13 protein-coding genes are annotated in these 14,279 nt (G+C 45.1%); 4 read left to right on the forward strand and 9 right to left on the reverse strand.

All coding sequences use genetic code 11. From position 1 onward, the window contains the following. Nucleotides 1-19 precede the first annotated feature (19 nt). Both clpX and ACLVWR_RS05655 read right to left on the reverse strand, forming a co-directional pair. Nucleotides 20-1,318 carry an ATP-dependent Clp protease ATP-binding subunit ClpX gene (gene clpX, locus ACLVWR_RS05650; protein ID WP_413582907.1) on the reverse strand — a complete coding sequence of 433 codons (1,299 nt, stop codon included), beginning with the start codon at nt 1,316-1,318 and terminating at the stop codon, nt 20-22. Nucleotides 1,319-1,324: 6 nt separating this feature from the next. Continuing rightward, a complete protein-coding gene (locus tag ACLVWR_RS05655; protein WP_340598034.1) occupies nt 1,325-1,930 on the reverse strand; it encodes an ATP-dependent Clp protease proteolytic subunit in 606 nt (201 codons plus the stop codon). 175 nt (nt 1,931-2,105) lie between these two features. Here ACLVWR_RS05655 and ACLVWR_RS05660 point away from each other — a divergent pair, with 175 nt between their 5' ends. Beyond that, nucleotides 2,106-3,617, forward strand: a complete 1,512-nt coding sequence (locus tag ACLVWR_RS05660; protein ID WP_413582908.1) for a leucyl aminopeptidase — start codon at nt 2,106-2,108, stop codon at nt 3,615-3,617. A 153-nt stretch (nt 3,618-3,770) separates the two neighbouring features. Beyond that, nucleotides 3,771-5,276 carry a phospholipase D family protein gene (locus tag ACLVWR_RS05665; RefSeq protein WP_413582909.1) on the forward strand — a complete coding sequence of 502 codons (1,506 nt, stop codon included), beginning with the start codon at nt 3,771-3,773 and terminating at the stop codon, nt 5,274-5,276. Here the strand turns inward: ACLVWR_RS05665 and ACLVWR_RS05670 are convergent. The 6 genes from ACLVWR_RS05670 to ACLVWR_RS05695 all read right to left on the reverse strand — a co-directional run bounded on the left by ACLVWR_RS05670 (nt 5,273) and on the right by ACLVWR_RS05695 (nt 10,920). After that, nucleotides 5,273-5,902: a hypothetical protein gene (locus ACLVWR_RS05670; RefSeq protein ID WP_413582910.1), complete on the reverse strand. Its 630-nt coding sequence runs from the start codon at nt 5,900-5,902 to the stop codon at nt 5,273-5,275. The genes ACLVWR_RS05665 and ACLVWR_RS05670 overlap by 4 nt on opposite strands. A gap of 77 nt (nt 5,903-5,979) precedes the next feature. After that, nucleotides 5,980-6,462, reverse strand: a complete 483-nt coding sequence (locus ACLVWR_RS05675; protein ID WP_413582911.1) for a hypothetical protein — start codon at nt 6,460-6,462, stop codon at nt 5,980-5,982. A gap of 128 nt (nt 6,463-6,590) precedes the next feature. Further along, on the reverse strand, nt 6,591-7,826 hold the full coding sequence (gene gshA / locus ACLVWR_RS05680; RefSeq protein WP_340598039.1) for a glutamate--cysteine ligase: 1,236 nt from the start codon (nt 7,824-7,826) through the stop codon (nt 6,591-6,593). Nucleotides 7,827-7,847: 21 nt separating this feature from the next. Further along, nucleotides 7,848-8,975, reverse strand: a complete 1,128-nt coding sequence (locus tag ACLVWR_RS05685; RefSeq protein ID WP_413582912.1) for a hypothetical protein — start codon at nt 8,973-8,975, stop codon at nt 7,848-7,850. Then, nucleotides 8,972-10,051, reverse strand: a complete 1,080-nt coding sequence (locus ACLVWR_RS05690) for an ArsA family ATPase (RefSeq protein ID WP_340598041.1) — start codon at nt 10,049-10,051, stop codon at nt 8,972-8,974. The genes ACLVWR_RS05685 and ACLVWR_RS05690 overlap by 4 nt, the downstream gene beginning before the upstream one ends. Beyond that, on the reverse strand, nt 10,048-10,920 hold the full coding sequence (locus tag ACLVWR_RS05695; RefSeq protein ID WP_413582913.1) for an ArsA family ATPase: 873 nt from the start codon (nt 10,918-10,920) through the stop codon (nt 10,048-10,050). The genes ACLVWR_RS05690 and ACLVWR_RS05695 overlap by 4 nt, the downstream gene beginning before the upstream one ends. Before the next feature lie 117 nt (nt 10,921-11,037). Here ACLVWR_RS05695 and tig point away from each other — a divergent pair, with 117 nt between their 5' ends. Next, complete coding sequence (tig, locus tag ACLVWR_RS05700) at nt 11,038-12,351, forward strand: trigger factor (protein ID WP_413582914.1); 1,314 nt, start codon at nt 11,038-11,040, stop codon at nt 12,349-12,351. Nucleotides 12,352-12,542: 191 nt separating this feature from the next. After that, complete coding sequence (locus tag ACLVWR_RS05705; protein WP_413582915.1) at nt 12,543-13,139, forward strand: transposase; 597 nt, start codon at nt 12,543-12,545, stop codon at nt 13,137-13,139. Nucleotides 13,140-13,201: 62 nt separating this feature from the next. On the opposite strand, the gene ACLVWR_RS05710 is transcribed toward ACLVWR_RS05705, so the two are convergent. Continuing rightward, nucleotides 13,202-14,203, reverse strand: coding sequence for an alpha/beta fold hydrolase (locus ACLVWR_RS05710; protein ID WP_413582916.1), 1,002 nt, complete (start codon nt 14,201-14,203; stop codon nt 13,202-13,204). Nucleotides 14,204-14,279 lie beyond the last annotated feature (76 nt).

The raw sequence follows: 14,279 nt of genomic DNA on the forward strand, positions 1-14,279 counted from the left end.
CTCGGCAAGCGCCAGCTTACTAAGCTGAATCTTTCTTTTTAGCTTCTGCTGCATCAGCTTCGGCTTTCATTTCCTCGTCGGTTTTGTAAACCATCATCGGAGCCGTGCCATCATTGATAACGTTTTCATCGATGATAACTTCTTTCACGTTACCTTTTGACGGAACGTCGTACATGATATCCAGCATTGCTGTCTCCAGCACGCCACGCAGACCACGGGCACCTGTTTTACGTTTCAAAGCCATTTGCGCCACGGCACGAAGAGCTTTGTCAGTAAATTTCAAGTCAACGCCCTCGAATGAGAACAGTTTTTGGTATTGCTTGGTGATCGCATTTTTAGGGCGAACCAGGATATCCATCAACGCATCTTCATCCAATTGACCAAGAACTGCAATCGCCGGTAGACGACCGATGAACTCTGGGATCAAACCGAACTTGGACAAGTCATCCGGCTCCACTTTCGCAAGCAAGTCAGATTGTGCAAATTCAGATGCCGTGCGGATTTCCGCAGCGATACCCAATGTTTTATTTGTCGTTCTGTTTTCGATGATTTTATCCAAACCAACGAATGCACCACCCACGATAAACAAAATGTTCGTCGTATCCACCTGGATGAATTCCTGTTGTGGATGCTTACGACCACCTTTCGGAGGCAGATTTGCAACTGTACCTTCCAGGATTTTCAGAAGGGCCTGTTGCACACCCTCACCCGATACGTCACGAGTGATGGATGGATTTTCTGACTTACGGGAGATTTTATCGATCTCGTCCACGTAGATAACGCCTTTTTGGGCTTTTTCCACGTCGTAGTCAGAAGCTTGAAGTAGATTCAGGACAACGTTTTCAACGTCTTCACCCACGTAACCTGCTTCAGTCAATGTCGTTGCATCCGCCATAGCGAATGGAACATTAAGGATTTTTGCAATTGTTTGCGCCAACAATGTTTTACCGGAACCCGTTGGTCCGATCAAAAGGATGTTGGATTTTTGCATTTCCACGTCAGTGGATTTTTTACCACCAGACATAGCGTTCACACGCTTGTAGTGATTGTGAACTGCAACTGCCAAAGTTTTCTTGGCTTGAGTTTGGCCGATCACGTAATCATCAAGGTAGGTTTTGATGTCAGACGGTTTTGGTACCTTGAAGGTGCCTTTTACCGCTGTCTCTTTCTCTTTTTCCTCGTCGATGATGTCGTTGCACAGGTCAATACACTCATCGCAGATATATACGCCAGGACCAGCAATAAGTTTTTTAACTTCTTTTTGGCCTTTACCGCAGAAACTGCATCTCAATGCGCCGTTGGTGTCTTTAGTCGTCATCTCTGATTACCCTTTTTTCGCCTTACGAGATTCTACAACGTGGTCAAGCAAACCGAATTCTTTAGCTTGGTAAGGGTCCATGAAATTGTCCCTTTCCATTTGCTGTCTTAGGAATTCATAGTCCTTGCCAGTGTGAGTTTCATAAATTCGAGTCAATTTTTCCTTGGTTCGTAGGAGCTCGCGCGCATGAATTTCGATGTCCGTCACCTGACCAGACAAACCACCACCTGAAAGAAGAGGTTGATGGATCATGATACGTGTATTTGGCAGACTATAACGCATACCTTTGGTACCCGCTGTCAAAAGCAGGGAACCCATTGATGCCGCCATTCCCATGCAATATGTCGCCACATCGCACTTCACGAACTGCATCATGTCGTAAATCGCCATACCGGCAGACACACTGCCCCCTGGGGAATTGATGTACAAATGGATAGGCTTTTCCGGGTTATCGGATTCAAGGAATAGGAATTGGGCAATAAGTGCATTGGCTACTTCGTCAGTCACCGCCGAGCCCAGGATGATAATACGGTCTTTTAGAAGGCGAGAGTAGATGTCGTATGATCTTTCACCTTTTGAAGTTTGCTCTATGACGTAAGGAATGAGTGGCACTGATGTCTCCTAATGTTGTCTACCCCCGGCCAACGCCGAAGGAATTTAAAGGTCTTATGCTGTGCTACCTATCGGAATACTCCAGCAAGACTTTATGAAAAAGCCTTTGACCCCTAGGAGTGCTATGTTACATCTAACAAAGCCGAATTACACAATCATTTTAAGAGGTTTAACTATGGCTTTTAACTTACTGAACAAAGATATTGATACTTTGACTTGCCCGGCTTTGGTCGTGTTTTCAAAGTCTTCATCACAAAAAGACAAGCTTGCGAAAGTGACTCATAATGAGCTGAACAAACAGCTGGTTGATTCTATCTCTGAAAAAACCATTACTGGTAAACATCAGGAAGCTATCACTTTCCGTGAATACAACATCAGCGGCTACCGTCATCTTATTGTTGTCGGTCTGGGTAAAGAAAACGAGATCACACACGAATCCGTTCGCCAATCCATCGCTTCTGCTCTTGAAGCCATCAAAGCTTTGAATGTTAAGGAAGCTGCTATTCATTTCGATGGCATCACGACTTCTAAAAAAGATACTGCTGACTTCGTTAAAGCTGTCGCAGAAGGTCTGGTTTTGACTTCCTACGTATTCGACGAACTTAAATCCACTACTAAACCGAAAAAAGCTGAAGACGAGTTGAATGTTCACATCGTAACAAAACTTGCTGCTGACAAAGCTGTTAAAGCAGCTTTCCACGAAGGTTCAGTTTTGGCAAATGTCGTTAACTTCTCTCGTCGCCTTGGTGATATGCCAGGTAACTTGATGACTCCGACAATCCTGGCTGACTCTGCAGTGGCAGCAGCTAAGGGTATCGCAAACTTGAAAGTAACAGTTTGGGATAAAGCTCGTATCAAAAAAGAAAAAATGGGCGGCCTTCTTGGTGTTGCTGCTGGTTCTGATCAAGAGCCACGTTTCATCATCATGGAATACAAAGGCGCAGCTGCTGCTAAAAAGCCAGTTTGCTTCGTTGGTAAAGGTCTGACTTTCGACTGCGGTGGTATCTCTATTAAGCCGGGCGCAGGTATGGAAGAAATGAAATACGACATGTGCGGTGGCGCAAACGTAATCGGTACTTTGCTGGCGATTGCTCAATTGAAGTTGAAAGTAAACGCAGTTGGCTTGGTGGCTTCCACTGAAAACTTGATCAACGGTTCTGCGACCAAGCCAGGTGACGTTCACACAGCTCGTAACGGTAAAACGTTCGAAGTGAACAACACAGATGCTGAAGGCCGTTTGATCCTTGCAGACGCATTGTCTTATGCTACTGAACTTAAACCACAAGTAATCTGTGATGCTGCCACTCTAACTGGCGCAATGGTTGTTGCTTTGGGCAACACTCACACTGGTTACTTCACTCGTAACTCTGCTTTGAAAAACAAAATTGAAAAAGCTGCAGTACAATCTGGCGAGTGGGTTTGGAACATGCCTTTGACTGATTTCCACTTGAAGGACATGAAAGGCGTTTACGCTGATCTTTCCAACATCTCTTCTGGGAAAGGTGCTGGCTCTGCAACAGCAGCAGCATTCCTTGAGCAGTTCGTTGGTGAAGACATCCCATGGGCGCACTTTGATATCGCGGGCACTGGCTGGGCTGTGGGCAATCGTTTGCCATACGCTCCTAAAAAAGGTGCTTCTGGCGCGATGATTCGCACTTTCGTTGAAGTTGCAAAACAATACGTTTAATTGCGATCTGATTCCAATAAAACATCAAAGGCTCTGGTAATCCCAGGGCCTTTTGTTTTTTGCCATTAGACCTATCATGCCCCATTCGTTCAATTCGATAATTCATATATGGGGAAGTCTCTGAAACTCCTTTCACTATTGATGTTATCCTTTATGCCGATAGCATGTGCCTCGCTGCCCAAGAATGTTGAAAGAACACCCAGCTACTCGATCCCCGCCGACCCCACCACGACCATCTCGAAAAATATTAAAGCCAAACTTGCCGCACACAACGGAGAGTCAGGATTTAACGCTTTATTTAACGGCGAGGACGCTTTTATCTCGCGCTTGGCAGGCATGCGAACTGCGGAGCGATCATTGGATCTGCAGTACTACATCTGGAACAATGATCTAACCGGCACCATTCTTGTCGATGAAGTTCTAAAAGCCGCGGATCGTGGCGTTCGAGTGCGAATCCTTTTGGATGATTTAAATTTAGGCCAACATGAAAAAAGGCTTCGCATGTTGTCGATGCATCCCCACATTGAGGTACGCATGGCGAATCCATTCGCCCATCGCAGTCTGCGCTTTATGGACATATTCAGGCTGGGAAAAATCGACCGACGCATGCATAACAAAGTTTTTATCGCTGACAACGAGATCGCCATCGTTGGCGGAAGAAATATCGGTGACGAATATTTCTGGGCCAGCAACGAGATGAACTTCGGGGATCTGGATATGTGGTGCATTGGGCCGGTGGTCTCCGGTCTTGCCAATGAATTTGATACTTATTGGAACACGGACATTGCTTTCCCGATTGAATCCCTTACTTCCAACATCAAACCTACCGAGCTTGATTATCTGACTTTTAGGGAAAATCTTAAAGGGGATACCTATCAGGCATCACAAGCACGCTATATTCAGCAGCTTTATCAAAGTAACATGGGCAGATCCTATGCGACTGGTGATGTTCCTTTGAATTGGGCACCGGCCCAGGTGATCTTCGATCCCCCTGAAAAATTCAGCCAGGAACCCCACGAACAAACAGACAATCTGCAGTCACAAGTTCGACCTTACATGCGTGAATCCCGGCAGGAAGTATTCATGATCTCGCCTTACTTTGTTCCCGGAGACACCGGCGTTGATTTTCTTAAGAAGAAAATTCAAGCGGGAACCAATGTCATTGTATTAACAAACTCATTGGCCTCTGGCGATGTCGCTGCCGTGTTTTCGGGATATAAGGGTTATCGCAAAAAGTTGATTAAGAACGGAGTCACACTTTACGAGTTAAAACCCCACGATCATCAGAACCTGACAAAGCGAAAACGCACGATGGGCTCCAGCTCCTCACACGCAGGTCTGCATGGCAAAACATTGGTTTTTGATCGAAAGACCATTTTAGTGGGTTCAATGAATCTGGATCCCCGTTCGGTATTTCTAAATTCAGAAATGGGAGTGATCATCGACAGCCCCGAAATGGCCGAGAAGTTTGTTTCTCAGTTTCAGGAGAATCTGCCGGAGATCGCCTACCGATTGGGGCTTAATGAAAAGGGTAAACTCACTTGGAACACCTACGAAGATGGGCATAAAAAAACCTTCACCTCTGAACCGGAAACCACATGGTGGCAGAGAGTGAAGGCATCATTGATGTCTTTGTTTGTGCCCGAAAATCAGCTCTAGAAATTAACCACCACTGGATGACCCAGGTAGCGCGCAACTTCATTGCTTTCAATAACCAAATCGGCAGAATTGACATTCTTCATGCGAACCGTTTTAAGAAGCCACGTTTTTGGCCAATGATCAGGAAGGTTGGCAAATCTTACGGTCACCGCACCTTCACCGTTGAATTGAAATTCACCATCGGCAGGGCTCTCACCAAGAATTTTTGCAACAGGAACCCACAGAGGATTGATCTTGGCCATGTCCGAAGAGAATTCGCAGGATCCTTCCACTTCCATGGACGGCTTATCACCAGAAACAGAAACGCCTTCCGCTTCAAAGACAAAGCTGACTTTGGCGAACTCCTGACAAGCCAGTTTTTTTTGACCGTATTGATCAACGAAAACAAAATGACCCAAAGACAAACCGGATGCTCCAGGTGCCTTCTTTAATTCAAAACCACTTACCAAACGTTGTTTGACGGCTTCTTGCAGATTTTCACCAGACAGATGCGAGAAATCAAAGTTAGAACGAACGGCTGCCGGGTCACGACTGATTGTTTGGATTTCTGTATTGTTGTAAACCAAAGCATAGCCTGCCACAAAGCAGACAAAGAAAAGCCCGAAGACTCCCACATATTTTTGCATATCGTTTCCTCTTATATGCAGGATAGCATGGGCTCGGGCGCGACTTGGAAATTAAAGTGGCTACGCAGGTCTATCGTCTAGTAGGTAATGATCACGCTTTGCACGTTCATAGTTTGACCACCCACCTGCATTTGGCGAATTTGCGGGTCCAGAACCATCTGCGGAACCGGTGCATTCTGTCTGGAACGGTAGGCAGCGTGGATAACCTGAACATCGCGCCCTTTGGATTTAAGTTTAACATCGATACTGCTGGCGTCTTTTGCATTTAGCTGAAAGTTGATGACACCTTTATTGGAGATCGCTGAAGCCACTTGTTGACCATTCAAATAGATTCCAACTCTTTCGCCGTCATTGGCACTGGTAAGGGCACTGATATAACGACCACCGGTATAATCTGTAGGATTTGAAGAGAAGCCTTCGGACGTCATTTGAGCCATATCAATGATGGTCAACGAAACCCCGATAGTCCCAGAAACCATTCCCGCATGGGAAACCACGGAGACCATCAACCCCGCCAAAGTAAGACCGACCGTGCGAAAATTAAGTTTGAAAAGGTTCATTGGAGCCTCCTGAATTCTGTATTCAGCAGCCATCCAGCAAAGCCCGTTCCCGACTCATATTAAATACGTGATTGTTGATGGAACACCACCTGTCTAAATATAAGACAGGTGGCAGAAACTGACGCTGATTAAGTGTAGCCCTTGAATTGGGCATGCAGCTCGCGAGCCTCATGGGCGATGGCCAATAATCCCAATTTAGCGGTCCAACCATAGACGTTTTCCTGAGGGCATCCCGGTGTGTTGATCGCAAGATCAGAAACGCAAAGTCGCTTATAAACTGCACCTGGGCTGTTCAGACTTTCAGTGGAGCTTTTCTCGGAATGCGTTCTTAAGAATCCACCGGCAAGATCTGACCCGATCATGTAAATAACCGGCTCCGCACTTGCTCCGTCTGCTTCAACGATGGAGGGAATTCCTTCCTGAATAATCACTTCTTCAACGTCACGACCACCCTTGGCCGCTTTCATTTTTTTACGTGATTTATAACTCCACTCTTTAACTTCGGCTCCAGAACCCACGCGAATAACTGCCAGACCGTAAGTTCCGGCATTATTTTTTACGAATACAAATGGCTCTTGGTTAATTCCGCGCTTTTGATACTCACCTTTCAACCGGGCCAGCATCGCATCCACACGGGCGGCAAGTTCGTCACGACTTTTTTCATCGCCAATATCAAAGTGCTCAAACAATTCAGTTTCCACATTCATCAGAAATGGATCGATTTTGGCAATCGCACTGAATTCTGCAACAAGCTGATTATAGTATTTGAAGTACGTGCTTTTTTTACGTTGATACCATCCCAACTCACGAGGCGGATTCATTGGGAATTGCACAACAGTTTCCGCCCATTCTTCATAGGCCATGGAAAAGTCATTATTGCTGATGATTAAATCCGGATTGTAGTCCTTCATCAAAGTGCCGCTCATCAGTGCGGAGTAGAGAGTGATCTCGTTTCCTGCTGAGCTTGTGATTTGCAAAGGCTCTGGCAGCTCTCGGGGAATCGCCACACGCACTTCAATACTGGAAGCTTCGATTAATGACTTGATCGTGAATACATTTTCCCAATAAAAGGCATTGTTGGTGTGCTCTTCGGTCACCAGAAGAACTTTTTTGATTTTATCACCGTAGTGTTGGGTGATGTACTTATTCATAAGAGACACTGATGTCTCTTTGTCCGTTGGACAAATATTGTTAAATCCCGCAGGAAAAATATTTGCATCAACATTGGTGATTTTATATCCCGAGTCCCTGATGTCATAACTTGAGTAGATCGGGTACTGGTATTCATTTGACTTGGCCGTGAACCAAGCACAAATCTCGTTCATATTGGCGATTGTTTGTTTGTGAAGGGTGAGCTTCGCCATTATTTCTCCTTAAAATCTTAACTACAAATTCGGATCCGTACCCGGAGCGACCTTTTTTTGGGGAAGTGCTTTTATAGAAGAACTTTCCTCGCCCGGCAACAAAGCATCTGCTTTTGTTCGTCCGGATCTTTTAATGCTGTTAAGTCTTTTAGACTCCTCCGTCAGACCCATGGTTTCATGGCCCTGATACAGAAGTCTTTCTGTTTTATTGCGCACATCATTGGCTAATGTGAAAAATTCAATCTGATAACTATTCAGAGTTTGTCCAGTGATCGGCTTATATAATTCTGCTCGATCAATTAAATGAACTAATGCGCCCCCCAAATGAGCTTGTTGACTTGGGTTTTGCTGAACTGACTCCACTTGCAGGTACATTTCATTGTAGGTTGCATTCAGTTGCTTTACAGCTTTCGCCGACCATTTGTTGTCATTCAACTCTATGGTTTTGATCAGATAGATCTGCATCAGATTCTGAGAGTTTATGAAAGAATCAAAGTTTTCCGCAGAAAGCTGGTTTGTGGAGGAGCTGCCCATCTGAAAATAGGTTTTTGCCAACCAGTCTTTTTCAAGTGTTGCGGGGTCCGCTTCGGCGCGAATTTTTGCAATGCCTTTTTCAGCTTCGTTCAAATATTGAACGGCCTCTTTCTCCCGGCCCATACGACTGTAAGCCGCCGCAAGCCTTGCTGGAATCTCCGCATAAGCGACAGTCATAGGCAGAGTGTTGCGCAGACTTCTTGCATCCAGAAGACTTGCCACCGCCTTTTGATCATCACCCAGGGCCTCTTCACAAAACGACATGCGATAGCTGGCCAGTGCCGAGATGTCAGGTTGAAGGTTTCTGGTTTTCAAAGTCACGTCACGATAGATGGCGGCAGCCTCGGTCCACTTGCCCTGTCCCTCAAGCGCCTGACCTTCGCCAATGCGGGAAGCCTGCGTGTAAGAAGAAACCGGATAAGTTTGTTGAAATAGTTTGAATTGTTTGAAGGCTTCCGGGTAATTCCCAGCACTCAAAGTATCTTGAGCGGTTTTAATATCGCGTTCTTCCAGAAGGCGCTGATTTTGCAAAGCCCCTTCCTCGCTGCGATTCATTTGAAAAAAGCTACAACCCGTTAACGCGAAAAGAACAAACAGGCTGATCACTTTATTCATGGAACCTTCTCCTCCTCAGTAATGAGGGCGCTGATTTCTTCCAGACCCGAAAGATCCGAGACATCCTTGACCAAGTCAGGAATTCTCAAAACACGGGCATCGCGCGACATCTTCTTTTCAAAAAGTCGATAGATCGCATCCCTATGATTGTAATAGGTCTTCATTTGCATGTACAAGTCCACAAGCCCTTGCTCCGCGGTCCCGCCTTCATAACCTACCCGGAGGTCCAGCCAATGAGGGAAAACGCGGTTCAAAATCACCGTGTCTAAGTTGTACCCGCCCTTACGGATTTCACGGGAGAAAAACTCGGCTTCCTTTAATTTTGCCTGATCAAAACTGGTCACCAGGAAAAATCTTGTCGTCGGGGCCACGAGCATTCGCTGAACTTCCGTTGTTCTTTGCAAAAGCTTCCCCTGCCACTGTTCAATATTGATAAAGAAATCACCCAACTCGCGAATGAATTGCGAGCCGGTCAGCGTTTCCAAAACTTTCAAAACCTGGCGTGTGCCCGCTTGAATCAGGTGACCGAAAATTCCGGACTTTTTTCCCTCAGGGTCCCGGAACCACTTGGCAACTCCCTCGCTGAACAATGTTGCCAGTTTTTGCGGAGCTTTCAGAAAATCCAGCGCATGCTTGGTCGGCGGAGTATCCAGGATGATCAAATCAAATTTTCCAGATTCATAGACCGAGTACAGTTTTTCAAGAGACGTGAATTCCTGCGAGCCACTTAAGCTTGTCGACAGTTGCTTATAAAGACTGTTCTCAAAAATTCTGCGAACAGCCTCTGATTTTTGCGCGGCTCTTTCCACAAATTCATCGAAGGTTTTTTTGTGATCGATGACGGAGGCGTACAGCTCTCCCTTGAAATTCTGACCGGGAACTTTGGTGATGTCATTCGTGCCTTCGATTCCCAAAGTCTGAGCCAGGCGCTTTGCCGGATCGATTGTCAGTACCAGAACTTTTTTACCTTCTTTTGCTGCCAACACGCCAACAGCCGCTGCCACCGTGGTTTTTCCGACGCCGCCACTGCCAACACAGACCAATACTTTGGTATCTTTCAGCAAGTCGCGACTCATGGGATTTTCTCCACGGCTTTTTCCACAAGCTTCCAAGGATCAGTTTCAAAAAACAACGGAACTTTAACGATTGTTTTAAAGTTTGTGCCTGCCTGTTTAAACATGGACTGCTGGCGATCCAGTTGTTGCTCCAGATACTGGGCAAACAATCCCAAATCAGAACTTGTCTGAGTCTCGGCGTTTTTTAGGGAAGACAGTGGAATGTTCACATCCAGAACTTTGTTCATGACCAGACTCGGCTCTACAGAGAATTCGTTTTTCAAATATTCAGAAAGCTCTGTGGATTCTTTCAGAGGCAATTCCTCGGGCAACGAGACGATGTGATACTTCGTGATGCTCTGATCACGAAGTACGCGAATGATGCTGCGACTTTGCTCCCCCATCGGACCAATCTGCACGGCTTGCGCCATTCCGCTGGGTGCCGCCAACAGTGCCTTGAAGTGCCCCGTCGCAAATGCATCCACCACCAGACAATCAAAATTCATCGGTGGACCGTACTTGCGTGGACCCGAAGTGATTTTTCCCAGCATCGCAAGCTCCGGCAAACCAGGTGCGATGTTTATGAAAGCCTTCATCACGGCATTATCGAAGAACAATTTCGCAAGACTTTCCACTTTGATCAGGTATTGGGCATATTCACGCAGACAGGCCTCTCCGGTCCACAGAGCTACGGACAGTTGCGGCTTAATTTCAACGGGCTGAAAACCGACGTCAGCTAAGTCAAAGAAATCCTTAAAGAAACTTTGATCTCCCAGTTCCACTAAAAGAACCTTTTTACCCTGACGACTTAATTTCAAAGCGAGCGCCGCGGCTATAACCGACTTACCAACGCCCCCTTTTCCCGTCACAAAGTGAATCTCTTGCTGCATAGATATTTAAAGTGTCTCTGAGCTTCGAAATATAGGCATTACGCATGGCATTACAAGGTGCCTTCAGAGCGGGCATAACCTACTATCCGACGGCTTTTAACATGTAGGAGTAATCGCATGAAATCAAACGTAGAAAAGGTTTCTAACCTTTCAAGAAAGATGAATATCGAAATTCCAGCTGCAGTTGTGGCAGCATCTTTCAACAAAGTGTTCAGCAGCATTCAAAAAGACGTGGAAATCAAAGGCTTCCGTAAAGGTAAAGCTCCTTTGAACACAATCAAATCCATCTATGGCGACCGTGTAAAACAAGACGTCGTTCAAGACCTAGTTCAAAAACACTACGCGCAAGCGTTGGAAGAGCACAAACTTGATCCTATCAGCTACCCAGAATTTGAGTTTGCTGATCCAGCTGCTGACAAAGATTTCTCTTTCTCTGCAGCTTTTGATGTTCGCCCAGAAATCACTTTGAAAAAATACGAAGGTTTGGAAGTTGAAAAAGAAGCTTTCGAATTCGACGCAAAAAAAGTTGATCAAGTGTTGGAAAACATCCGCTCTTCACGCGCGACTTTCGAAACAGTAACTGAAGATCGCGCCGCTAAAAAAAGCGACACGGCAGTTATCGATTTCGAAGGCTTCATCGGTGGCGCACCTCTTGAAAACGGCGCTGGCGTAGACCACAACCTAGAGTTGGGTGCCAACCAGTTCATCGAAGGATTCGAAGACGGTATCGTTGGAATGAAAAAAGGCGAGAAGAAAACTCTTACTTTGAAATTCCCAGATCCATACCACTCTGCAGAGCTTGCTGGTAAGCCAGTTGAGTTCAAAGTTACTTTGAAAGAAATCAAAGCAAAAGTATTGCCTGAGTTGAACGATGAGTTCATCAAAACTCTAGGTGGTCCAGAGTCTTTGGCTGACTTGAAAAAAACTATTCAAGAAGACCTTGAGCAAAACGACAAAAAACGTATCGAAGACGGCTTCAAAAACCGCACTTTGAAAACTCTTGTAAAAGAAAACCCAGTTGAAGTTCCTCCTTCTTTGTTGAAAGAGCAAAAAGCTTCATTGGTTGAAGACTTCAAAAAACGTATGGCTGACCAAGGCATGGGCGAAGCGGACTTCGGTTCTTACGTTCAAAAATGGGATGCTGACTTCACAAACACAGCAACTGAGATGATCCAATCATCATTCTTGGTTGATGCTATTGCGAAAAAACACGATCTATTCGCGAAAAAAGAAGACGTTGATGCGAAATTCGAAGAATACGCTAAACAAACTGGCATCGAAGTTTCCCGTATCAAAGAATTCTACGGTCGCCCAGAGCAATCAAGCCGTTTGACTTACCAAATCACTGAAGAAAAAGTGATCAACTTCTTGAACAAAACTATCAAAGTTAAAGAAGTTCCAGCCGGCACCTTCAAAGACGAACAAAACTAATCGTCAAAAGGTCGCGCCAGAGGCAAGGACACACTTTCTCCATCAAAGGCTCTCGCAAGAGAGCCTTTTTTTATTTCCCGCCTCACCGCCAAGCCTCCAAGGTACGAAGCCTCCAAGGTACGGACACACTTTCTCCATAAATCACTTCGGTTGTGTTAACGTTTAGTACCAATCTTGCAAATTTCTATATCATGGCAAGAAAGAAAGTCCTTTACACTCACGAACTCCCGTACCACGTCATGGCTCGATCAAATAATAAGGAATGGTTTTATTTACCCATTAAAGAATGTTGGTACATCTTTCAGGACGCTATCAAAAAAACTCAGCAGAAATACGGGTTGAATATTTATGCTTTCGTTCTAATGGACAATCATTACCACATGCTTGTCCAGTGTTCGGATAAGTTTACCCTTGGCGAGACAATGAACTACCTTCAAAAAACTGTTAGCAAGGCAATAAACAAAAAAGCAGGCCGAATAAATCACGTATTTGGTGGTCCCTACAAGCCAACACTTGTGAAAGAACCCGAAAGCTTTGCATCGGTTTACAAGTATATACTTCGCAACCCCATTAAAGCAGGACTGGCAAATCACGTAGAGGACTATCGATTCTCTACATTAAATACACCTGGGATTGAGTTGTCTCCCGAAAATGAGTGGTTCGCTACCATGCCTAACGATCGCAGTAATTGGCTAAATATTGATTTTGAAGCGGAACGATATCTTGCAATTAATAGGGCTTTAAAAAGAACAGATTTTAAAATTGCAGACCGGATTCGAATAGACTGAAGTACATTCAGAAGTGCACTTCAGTCATGGAGAAAGTGTGTCCTTGCCTCTGGCGCGACCTTTTAAAGATTAACGGCTTTCCAGAATTTGGCTGGGTCTTCGATGAATGGGGTGTGGCCCATTCCTGGTAGTGAGATCAACTTTCCTTTTTTTATTTTACTGATTACGTCTTTGGACATTTTTGGGTAGTTGCCCAATTTCTTTTTGTTTTCCTCTGGGGCCCAGGCTTTTCCGATGGCTGTGGTATCTTTGGTTCCTACCACCAACACAGTCGGCATTTTCAGATTTTTGAATTCATAGTATACCGGCTGAGTAAAGATCGCCTCCGAAGTTAGAGCGGAGGTCCATGCAATGCGTGCGTAATCAGGGCCGTCAAACCAACCCTTCGCCGGAATCAAATACTTGTCGTACTCTGCCTTCCATTTATTATCGTAGTAGTGATCAAGTTGGTACTTCTTAACCTTGTCGATGTTGTTGGCAAGCTCCCCGTCGTAAAGTTGATCAACGCTTTTATAGGTTGTCAGAGTTTTCCAATCTTCAAGCCCCAATGGGTTAATCATGAAAAGTTTTGTTACGTTATCTGGATACATCAATGCATATCGTGCCGCGAGCATACCTCCCATGGAGTGGCCCAGCAGCTGATACTTTTCTATTTTAAGATTATCCATCAGCATTTTTGAATACGATGATAGCGCATGCAGAGAATATTGAAACTCCGCTGGTTTAGTGGATTTTCCAAATCCGATTTGATCGATCATGATCACACGGTAGCCCTTACCCACCAAAACTTTCGCCATATCTTCGAAGTAGTAACCGGAAAAGTTTTTTCCATGGAAAAGAACAATGACTTTGTCGGAGCCCTTATCAGGGGACACATCCATGTAGGCCATTTTCAAATCCTGACCTTGCGCTCGGAAAGAATAGAATGAAACCGGGAATGGATATGTGAATTGAGTTAACTCAGCATCGAAACCTTTCATAGGTTCGGTTTGTGCCTCAGTTTTTTTTGATTGAGAGGCACATGCAGATAGAACAAATAGTGATATAAAAAGTAGCTTTCTCATTTTCATCTCTCCTGAAACAAGAATGATAAAAGAAGACGGTGAATATCCAAAGCTTTACTTACTTTTCAGTGCTAAA

It is taken from the genome of Bdellovibrio sp. HCB288 (assembly GCF_047305935.1).
In the GTDB taxonomy this organism is placed as follows: domain Bacteria; phylum Bdellovibrionota; class Bdellovibrionia; order Bdellovibrionales; family Bdellovibrionaceae; genus Bdellovibrio.

Excerpts from the sequence above, each read along its gene's own strand:
- ACLVWR_RS05675 (WP_413582911.1), bottom strand. The coding sequence starts at position 6,462 with ATGAACCTTTTCAAACTTAATTTTCGCACGGTCGGTCTTACTTTGGCG.
- ACLVWR_RS05685 (WP_413582912.1), bottom strand. The coding sequence starts at position 8,975 with ATGAATAAAGTGATCAGCCTGTTTGTTCTTTTCGCGTTAACGGGTTGT.
- tig (WP_413582914.1), top strand. The coding sequence starts at position 11,038 with ATGAAATCAAACGTAGAAAAGGTTTCTAACCTTTCAAGAAAGATGAAT.
- ACLVWR_RS05690 (WP_340598041.1), bottom strand. The coding sequence starts at position 10,051 with ATGAGTCGCGACTTGCTGAAAGATACCAAAGTATTGGTCTGTGTTGGC.
- ACLVWR_RS05665 (WP_413582909.1), top strand. The coding sequence starts at position 3,771 with ATGCCGATAGCATGTGCCTCGCTGCCCAAGAATGTTGAAAGAACACCC.
- gshA (WP_340598039.1), bottom strand. The coding sequence starts at position 7,826 with ATGGCGAAGCTCACCCTTCACAAACAAACAATCGCCAATATGAACGAG.
- ACLVWR_RS05705 (WP_413582915.1), top strand. The coding sequence starts at position 12,543 with ATGGCAAGAAAGAAAGTCCTTTACACTCACGAACTCCCGTACCACGTC.
- ACLVWR_RS05660 (WP_413582908.1), top strand. The coding sequence starts at position 2,106 with ATGGCTTTTAACTTACTGAACAAAGATATTGATACTTTGACTTGCCCG.
- clpX (WP_413582907.1), bottom strand. The coding sequence starts at position 1,318 with ATGACGACTAAAGACACCAACGGCGCATTGAGATGCAGTTTCTGCGGT.
- ACLVWR_RS05710 (WP_413582916.1), bottom strand. The coding sequence starts at position 14,203 with ATGAGAAAGCTACTTTTTATATCACTATTTGTTCTATCTGCATGTGCC.
- ACLVWR_RS05670 (WP_413582910.1), bottom strand. The coding sequence starts at position 5,902 with ATGCAAAAATATGTGGGAGTCTTCGGGCTTTTCTTTGTCTGCTTTGTG.
- ACLVWR_RS05695 (WP_413582913.1), bottom strand. The coding sequence starts at position 10,920 with ATGCAGCAAGAGATTCACTTTGTGACGGGAAAAGGGGGCGTTGGTAAG.